The sequence below is a fragment of the Moorena sp. SIO3A2 genome, from assembly GCF_010672265.1.
In the GTDB taxonomy this organism is placed as follows: domain Bacteria; phylum Cyanobacteriota; class Cyanobacteriia; order Cyanobacteriales; family Coleofasciculaceae; genus Moorena; species Moorena producens.
On the sequence record NZ_JAAHHC010000066.1, the window covers coordinates 21,267 to 29,063 of the forward strand.

The window sequence follows — 7,797 nt, forward strand, 5'->3', positions numbered from 1 at the left end:
ATTGCTACGCTGATTTCAAAGAAAAAAACCTAAACTATTATTTATGGTTTATAAATATATTTATCAACTTCCAGGTGAACGCAATTTTAAAACTAAAACTAAACAAAAAAAAATCTTAGGGATCAACCTTACTTCAAGCTTAGTATTGAGTCTTTATTTTTTTATTATTAAATTTTTGCTATTTGGATTATTACCATCATCCTTATTTATCAAAGAGATAAGTCAGACAACAACACCTAATAAAAATGATAACTTTATTGTTAAAAATAAAATTTTTGCCGCCCATCCAACCAGTATTCCTTGGATTAATGACTCCTACAACTGTGAAGCAACAGGAAGAGCTTGGGAACAGGGAGAGTGTTGGGACTATGAACATAATCACAACTGGTGATGACGGGATTAATCCTTAAAAGACTATAGGTAAGCATTCAGGCGTCAGCCGTCAGCCGTCAGCCGTCAGCTGAATGCTTACGTTCCCTACTCCCTCGGTGCGCTTTCCGTAGGCGAATTAAATTCGCCACGGGTCGCACCGCTCCCGACTCCCTACTCCCTTTTTATACCAATCCTATGTTTACATCTCAACTAACAATGCTATATCTTGATCATGATAGTTTCCCCATTTCTCTACTATTTCCTGAGCAATATGACTAGGGAATGAATGGTAACCGGGTTCCAATTCCTTCGATAAAATTAAGTCAATGGCTATGTTATGGGCATAGAAGACTGGGTCGAGAGTCTGAACTGGAGTAGGTTCTGCTAAGGAAAAATTGATCGGAGCTTTTTTGAAAAGCACTTCGGCATCTGAGAAGTTATCACCAAATTCATCTTCTGCGCCAATGTTGGCAAGATACTTACCACTGAAATCTTCCTTGTCTAAATCATACTCCTTAGAAAGTACTCCATTAACTCCCGTACAGGTTACAACACAAAAAGCCTCCTTGAGTGCTGCCCTAATGCCATCCAGGTCCTCAGCGTGTAACCCTTTGATTCCTCTAGCCCTAAGCTGTTCTAAAATCTTAGGATTTTTCTCGACGACCACCAGCTCCTTGGTTAAGCCTAATAATTCATTAACTAGTCCTTTTCCAACTTTTCCACAACCAAAGATTATCAAATTCTTATCCACTAATGACTCGTTAGTTAACTGGTGGAAGGCTTTGACAAATGCTTTACTAGTCCCATAGAACGTTTCTATATTTTTTAGGGAACTGTCATCCACAGAAATCAAGGGATAGGGAATATCTAAGGATTGATAGATAGTGTTATCGAGTTTAGTTAGCTCTACCACTCCCTGGCGAGGGGTGAGTAGTGTGGGTAACTCTCCATAAAGATCTAAACAAATATCATAGTTATCCTCAAAATTACCTTCCAGATTAAGCTCAACATTAGCACTGAGTAAAATTTCCACCGCTTCTGGGTTAGGGTCGATAAAATTAGGGCAAGACACGGTAAGCTCCGCACCAGCCAACAGCAACGGTTCAACTTTAAAGACAGTTTCTATGGTCAAGTGGATATGATGCAATAGTCTTAATCCTTGTTGACACTCCCCGGTCTAAAGACGCGGGGATTCTTGCTTCAACGAGCCAACTTGCTCAACCAGACCGGAATCAGGAAGAGTAGAGGTCAATTCTCCGCAAGCGTTTCGGGAGACCCGACGCTGCGCGAACGGGTCGATGACACAGGTTCCGGTGTGCCCCACCGTACCCAAAGCTCTGTTCAAAATGTTGATGGCAGCGTTATGGTCCCTACCTAACTGGCAACCACACTGACAGATATGGGTTCTAGTTGATAGTGACTTCTTCACGACTTCACCACAGTCAGAGCAATTTTGGCTAGTGTAAGCAGGATTAACTGCGACAGTAACTCTGCCAAACTTTTGACCAAAATGCTCTAGCCATTTCCTGAACTGATACCAACCTGCATCATTAATAGACTTCGCTAAACAGTGATTTTTTACTAGATTTTTGACCCTTAGATCTTCATAGGCCACCAGGTCGTTAGACCGGACTACGCAGCGTGCCGGAGACGAAACCTTAGAAGAGTGCAGCCTTACAACAAAACCTGCCACCTTTGATGCATAGCCTACCAACTATAAAGGCTGCACTCTTCTTGCGGTAACTTCTAACCAGTCTCTTGGCATGCTCTTCACGTCGCCTACTTATACTAAGGTGGTGTCTAGCTAATCTATTAATTGCTTTCTTACGATTGGTTGAGCCTTTCTTTTTTCGGGAAACTCGACGCTGATAAAACTTTAACCGCTTTTCCCCAGTCCTGTAAAAACGAGGATTAGGTTCAGTCTTGCCTCTGGAATCGGTGTAGAAATCTTTTAGACCTACATCTAAACCGACGGTCGCATCAGCAGGTTTTAATTGTTCCTTTACATCGACTGAGACGCAAAATTGAACATAGTACCCGTCGGCTCTTTTGACAATCCGAGCTCGTTTTATCTGTTTCTTATCAAATCTCCACAAGTCCCATGTCCCCTTGAGCTTAAGTTTTCCAATTCCCTTTTTGTCGGTGAATGTGATCGATTTTTTGTCAGGGGACAACTTCCATCCTGATTGCTTATATTCGACCGAGCGACAATGCTTCTGGAATCGGGGAAACCCTTTCTTTCCGGGGACTTTTTTCTTGCAGTTGTCATAGAAGCGGGCGATCGATGACCATGCTCTTTCAGCGGCAGCCTGTCGAGCGGTTGAGTTCAATTCACTGGCAAAATCAAAATCTTTAGCCAAAACTCTACAATATTTGTTGAGGTCGTATTTTGATATGCCTCTATTATCAATCCACAACCTAAGGCAACTGTTGCGGACAAATTTTACTGTCCTGATCGCCTCCTCTATGGCTAAATATTGATGTTTTTTGCCGTATGCCTTGAACTCAAGAATGATCATCAGAAATCGACCTCTTCTGTTGTACTGTTATGCTAACACAGCTAGCACAAATCGACAACTACTAGTGCGACTTTACTCACGGTGGCTAAAGCCACTATCAGCCTTCATCCCCGGTTTAAAAACACGGGGTTTTCGGCTTGTGGGGAATTTTATAAGGCTGATGCGATTGGCCGTAGGCCACGCTACGCGAACGCATCTGTTGTCTCAGCTCAGCCATAAATGGCATCGCTTCAGAGCGGGGATGTTTTTGCCGTGCTTGTTCAAAGACCTTAAAGTCGATCATCTTATCTTAATTTAGGTTAATCATTTATATAGTAGTTCTCAATGAGGTGATGGACAAAATCCAGGATTTTAGGGAACAGGGAAGAGAGCAAAAATCCTCTGTACCTCATGAACATGATAACCGCAATAGCAGTTTTAAAATGAGGGTTCAAGTACCCTGCCCTGCCTGGTCATCCCCTCTCTCCACATCTGAATCCTTACGGGAAATTTTTGAGCTGAAAGCTTTATCCAGCTAGTCTTTCAGCCTTTGCATGGCACATTATTGTTTCAGCTTTGCTACCTTTACCTGAATCAGACAGTTGCAATATTATCCCATCAAAGATAAAATCCGAAGAGTTAACAAGCTGTAAGGGTAAAACAGGATAAAATATATGACTGACGATAAAATGCAAACTCTTTCATCTTTTGCTAAAGATGAGTACGGACTTAGTTCAGCCTCATTCCAAGCTATGGTCAACTATGGTTACGCTTTGTTAGCTATTGCCGGAGGTGATGGAGAGGTTTCTGACCCAGAAATGCAGTGGTTAATCAATCACCAAAATCAATTTGGTGCCCCTGAAGACGTTGTAGGACTCTACCAGTCTTTTGATTACAAAAATGCTAACCTACAAGAGTTGTTGCCCGATATAAAAGCTGATGTTGAAACTTTGTCAGCAGCAAACAGCTTGATATATCATGCCATTAAGATGTCATCAGCTGATGGGGTTTATGCTGACGCAGAGAGAGCCAAAGTAAAAGAAGCAGCAAAAATCATCGGAGTTGCTGATGATATTGTTTTAACTCTAGAAAGTTTAGTAGAGATGGAACGAACTGTTGTTAAGATGCGTAAGTCATTGATTCACGTAAACACATTCTAGACGACAGTGTGAGTATACCACGACAGTAATCGTCCCAGAGTTTTACCAGAATAGTCGAAGTTGAAAGGTAAGCTATCAGCCGTCAGCCGTCAGCTTTTGGCTGATAGCACCTCAAGTAGCACCATCTGTAGCGCATTAGCTGAATGCTGATAGCTGAATGCTTACTGTGTAGCTATTTTATAACTGATATAATAGTAATAATAATTAAGCGATCGCAAAACAATACTCTATTCTAAAATCTGGTAGCATCCGTTTATAAATTCAATCTCTTCCCATCTCCCCATCTCCCCACACTTCCCACACTTCCCCTTCTTTTTGAGAAATATCAGATGCACCCGATTAACGGTAGCGAAGTTGTTGACCCTTGATGACTAAACCCATTCTCATCGCGTTTCCAATTGGAGTGAATCGTTTTTGTTTCGTCATGGTTTGGGGATGATGACCCACGGTAGATAAACTCATGCTAAGCAGAGTCACAACAATTAGTGTAGCGCTTAAATTACGAGTAAAGGTTAAGTCAAACATTATCTGCGGATTTCCAACTGTCTCTACTTTCACAGTAGAAATCTGTTATGATTAGTTCCTCCACTAATATGCAACTACCTGAATTGACTCTCTGGTGGAATGGTGAATCCCACCAATTCAGTGGGTTTAGGAGTGTGGTTGAGCTAGACAATCTGCCCACTGGCACCATGGCAGAAAAATTCAATATTCTTCTGTTTCCCTACTCCCTACTCCCTACTCCCTACTCCCTACCCAGCAGTGTAAATCAACCGTATTTCCTTTTTGGAGCCATCTCATCTAGGGATTTCACTTTAGCAGCTCTTGGCTTGTCCAATTGACCCTGAGACTTACAGGACAAAGCACTGTGGGGTAGAACTCGTAAGATTTCGGTTAGGGTGGTTACCCCTTTGGTTACCTTTTCAATCGCCGCCTTCCGGAAGGAATAAAAACTAATTTTATCCAGGTAACGGTGCAACTGAGTCATAGTTCCCTCATAAATCAACTGGCGCACCGTATCATCTACATCCAGTAACTCTACAATCGCTTCCCGTCCTAAATAGCCGGAATTGTAGCACTTGGCGCAACCCTTTCCTTTGCGCCAACCTTTGAGATTAGCTTCCTCTGGCCTCAAACTCAGCTTCCGCAAATCCTCAGAAGTCGGGGTATAAGGTTCTTGACAGTGGGGACATACTTTGCGCACCAAACGCTGTGCCACTATTCCCAATAGGGCATCACTGATTAAACCCGGTTCCGGACCAATATCTTTAATACGAGGAATAGCACTGACCGCATCATTGGTGTGGAGAGTGGTCAATACTAAGTGACCGGTCAAAGCCGCTCGAATCCCTGTTTCAGCGGTTTCAGCATCCCGAATTTCCCCCACCATAATGATGTCCGGGTCTTGGCGTAAAATTGCCCTCATCCCTGCGGCAAAGGTCATCCCGGCTGCCTCATTCACTTGGGTCTGGGTAATCCGGGGTAAGACATACTCCACTGGGTCTTCCACCGTTACTACATTCACATGTTCCGTGGCTAACCCTTGCAGGGAATTATATAGCGTACTAGTTTTACCAGAACCAGTCGGACCGGTGAGAATAACCATTCCTTGGGGTTGCTGCAACCAACCTTTATAGATTTTAAGCTCTTCGTCAGAAAAGCCTAACTCTTCCAAGCCAGAAAAGGGGTTCTCTCTTGGTAATAAGCGAATCACTGCTTTCTCTCCCCCCACACAAGGGAGGGTACTCACCCGCAGATCTAACCCAAGTCCTGCCTCCTCCCCAGTCGCATAGTTTTCCCCAATCCGACCATCTTGAGGACGGCGGCTTTCAGCAATGTCCATATCAGACATGACTTTGAGAGCAACCACCACTGCTCGACCCAAGTCTGACGGTAAGGTAGTTATATCCCTAAGAATCCCGTCAATGCGATAGCGGACTCTTAAGCCATCAGTCATCGGTTCCAGGTGAATATCACTGGCGCGGTTACGTAGAGCTCCAGAGATAATGGTTTTAATCCGCTCAATCTGGTCAGCCGCTTGGGACAGATACAATTCTGTGGTTTCGGTAATGTCTTCTTGTTCCACCTCACCAGTAAGGGGATTGACAAAGGCTACCGAACTGATGGATTTGGCATTATTGTTTTCCCTGTGGTACCATCTCTTGTAGCTTTTCGGTGCAATGGGAATAATTTTGATTTCGGTGAAAGTGCGATCGCTTAATTTTTTGAGCTGCTCTGGGGATAACTGGACTGGGGTACCCAGGTAATAACAGTTGCGCCACAGTAGCAGCGGAATCACCGGAGGTAAATCTTGGCGATTGGGGAATGGCTTAAAGAACCGGGAGCTGACTTCCCTATCCAGCAGGTTAACGTTTAGTTCTCCTTGTGGGTTAACCAAGAGTTTAAGGGCTGTTTGACAGTTAATTTCACCCTTTCTCAACTTCCTCCAAGCCGATGAAGTTTTAACGCCAGTTTGCATGATTTTTACCCCACTAAATTAAACTAAATTAAACAGTTTTTATTGATGAATTTCCAGTTTTACTTTCCCAAACACCTGGGTGCTTATTGACTATATCAGTTTTCGAGTGATTGCTATTGCCATTGGTTGATATTGGATTGAGAGATTAACGTGTAAGCATTCAGCCGTCAGCTGTCAGCCGTCAGCTGTCAGCCGTCAGCTTATTTTATTCAAAAGCTATAGTTATTGTAGGGTGGGCAAATGACATAATTCCAGATTAAATGGTGATTGGCTTGGTATTTGCCCACCCTACTACTGAGAGCTGATATCTGAATGCTTACATTAACGTTATATATAAATCTTTATCTAATCTTTATATATAACGTTACCTTTTTACTTTCACAAAACCTAGGTAAGCCTACCTAGGCTTACCTACATACGCTTACCTAGTTTTTTCCAATGATTATATCTGATCAATTCCCAACATTACTATAGACGTTTTACCTCCTATAAACACCTTTTTTTGCTCTAGTTTTTTTGCTGTAGTTTTAACAGCTAAGCAAGAGCCAAACTCTATCTATTTATCAGACGGAAATCAACAAGATTACGCAAAGAGAGAATTTTTTTTACAAAAGTTTACATTAGCACCTCAAGTAGCACCATCTGTAGCGCATCAGCACCTCAAGTAGTGTGCGCGTAGCGCATTAGCTGATAGCACCTCAAGTAGCGTGCCCATAGCGCATTAGCTGATAGCACCTCAAGTAGCACCATCTGTAGCGTATTGGCTGATGGCTGATAGCTGATGGCACCTCAAGTAGCGTGCCCATAGGACATAAGCTGAATGGTTAGCACCGAACTTGTAGAGCTGACCTTACTGAGTAACTCCCACGATGAATTGGCTTTGCTGAACCATCTTCACAGAGGAATAGGTCGCCATTGGGAGCGACGGTAAAGACACAGTTTTGTCCAACTTTGTATGAGCAGCGCTAAATAGTCTAGGAGTAAATTATGAAAGTAAGTCCAAAAAAAAGTTAATTTTAAGTTAAGAAATAGTTAATAAATTCCTAGGATATCAATTTTTTGTGAAAGTCTACTGTCAGCTCTTAAACTAATCATAAATTTGTGGGAAATTAAACTAATATTAACCTCTTTATTTAAAGATAGACTAATAGAGTTTTAGTAAGCTATCAGCTATCAGCTATCAGCTATCAGCTATCAGCTATCAGCTATCAGCTATCAGCTATCAGCTATCAGCTATCAGCTATCAGCTATCAGCTATCAGCTATCAGCTATCAGCTATCAGCTATCA

General features: G+C 42.5%; 8 protein-coding genes. 3 read left to right on the forward strand and 5 right to left on the reverse strand.

Translation table 11 applies throughout. The annotated features are described in order from the left end of the window. Positions 1–43 precede the first annotated feature (43 nt). Complete coding sequence (locus tag F6K64_RS34390; protein WP_287267772.1) at positions 44–391, forward strand: hypothetical protein; 348 nt, start codon at positions 44–46, stop codon at positions 389–391. A gap of 180 nt (positions 392–571) precedes the next feature. Here F6K64_RS34390 and F6K64_RS34395 read toward each other — a convergent pair whose 3' ends face one another. The 4 genes from F6K64_RS34395 to F6K64_RS34410 form a co-directional block, all read right to left on the reverse strand. Continuing rightward, positions 572–1,519, reverse strand: a complete 948-nt coding sequence (locus tag F6K64_RS34395) for an NAD-binding protein (protein WP_083374008.1) — start codon at positions 1,517–1,519, stop codon at positions 572–574. A 30-nt stretch (positions 1,520–1,549) separates the two neighbouring features. Then, on the reverse strand, positions 1,550–2,065 hold the full coding sequence (locus F6K64_RS34400; RefSeq protein WP_287267773.1) for an RNA-guided endonuclease InsQ/TnpB family protein: 516 nt from the start codon (positions 2,063–2,065) through the stop codon (positions 1,550–1,552). Further along, a complete protein-coding gene (locus tag F6K64_RS34405; protein WP_287249450.1) occupies positions 2,031–2,891 on the reverse strand; it encodes an RNA-guided endonuclease InsQ/TnpB family protein in 861 nt (286 codons plus the stop codon). The genes F6K64_RS34400 and F6K64_RS34405 overlap by 35 nt, the downstream gene beginning before the upstream one ends. Before the next feature lie 115 nt (positions 2,892–3,006). Continuing rightward, a complete protein-coding gene (locus tag F6K64_RS34410) occupies positions 3,007–3,174 on the reverse strand; it encodes a hypothetical protein (RefSeq protein ID WP_287249448.1) in 168 nt (55 codons plus the stop codon). 370 nt (positions 3,175–3,544) lie between these two features. Here F6K64_RS34410 and F6K64_RS34415 point away from each other — a divergent pair, with 370 nt between their 5' ends. Next, positions 3,545–4,030 (forward strand): tellurite resistance TerB family protein, encoded by a 486-nt coding sequence (locus F6K64_RS34415; RefSeq protein WP_287267775.1) that lies wholly within the window; start codon positions 3,545–3,547, stop codon positions 4,028–4,030. Between the two features lie 572 nt (positions 4,031–4,602). Then, the gene (locus F6K64_RS34420; protein WP_131827266.1) at positions 4,603–4,872 is read left to right on the forward strand and encodes a hypothetical protein; all 270 of its coding nucleotides are present in this window, start codon (positions 4,603–4,605) and stop codon (positions 4,870–4,872) included. Here F6K64_RS34420 and F6K64_RS34425 read toward each other — a convergent pair. After that, positions 4,800–6,509, reverse strand: coding sequence for a GspE/PulE family protein (locus F6K64_RS34425; RefSeq protein ID WP_287249444.1), 1,710 nt, complete (start codon positions 6,507–6,509; stop codon positions 4,800–4,802). The two genes, F6K64_RS34420 and F6K64_RS34425, sit on opposite strands and share 73 nt — an antisense overlap. Between the last annotated feature and the right edge of the window lie 1,288 nt (positions 6,510–7,797).

Bases quoted from the DNA above. Each gene is read 5' to 3' on its own strand.
- F6K64_RS34410 (WP_287249448.1), bottom strand. From the start codon at position 3,174: ATGATCGACTTTAAGGTCTTTGAACAAGCACGGCAAAAACATCCCCGC.
- F6K64_RS34390 (WP_287267772.1), top strand. From the start codon at position 44: ATGGTTTATAAATATATTTATCAACTTCCAGGTGAACGCAATTTTAAA.
- F6K64_RS34425 (WP_287249444.1), bottom strand. From the start codon at position 6,509: ATGCAAACTGGCGTTAAAACTTCATCGGCTTGGAGGAAGTTGAGAAAG.
- F6K64_RS34405 (WP_287249450.1), bottom strand. From the start codon at position 2,891: ATGATCATTCTTGAGTTCAAGGCATACGGCAAAAAACATCAATATTTA.
- F6K64_RS34415 (WP_287267775.1), top strand. From the start codon at position 3,545: ATGACTGACGATAAAATGCAAACTCTTTCATCTTTTGCTAAAGATGAG.
- F6K64_RS34420 (WP_131827266.1), top strand. From the start codon at position 4,603: ATGATTAGTTCCTCCACTAATATGCAACTACCTGAATTGACTCTCTGG.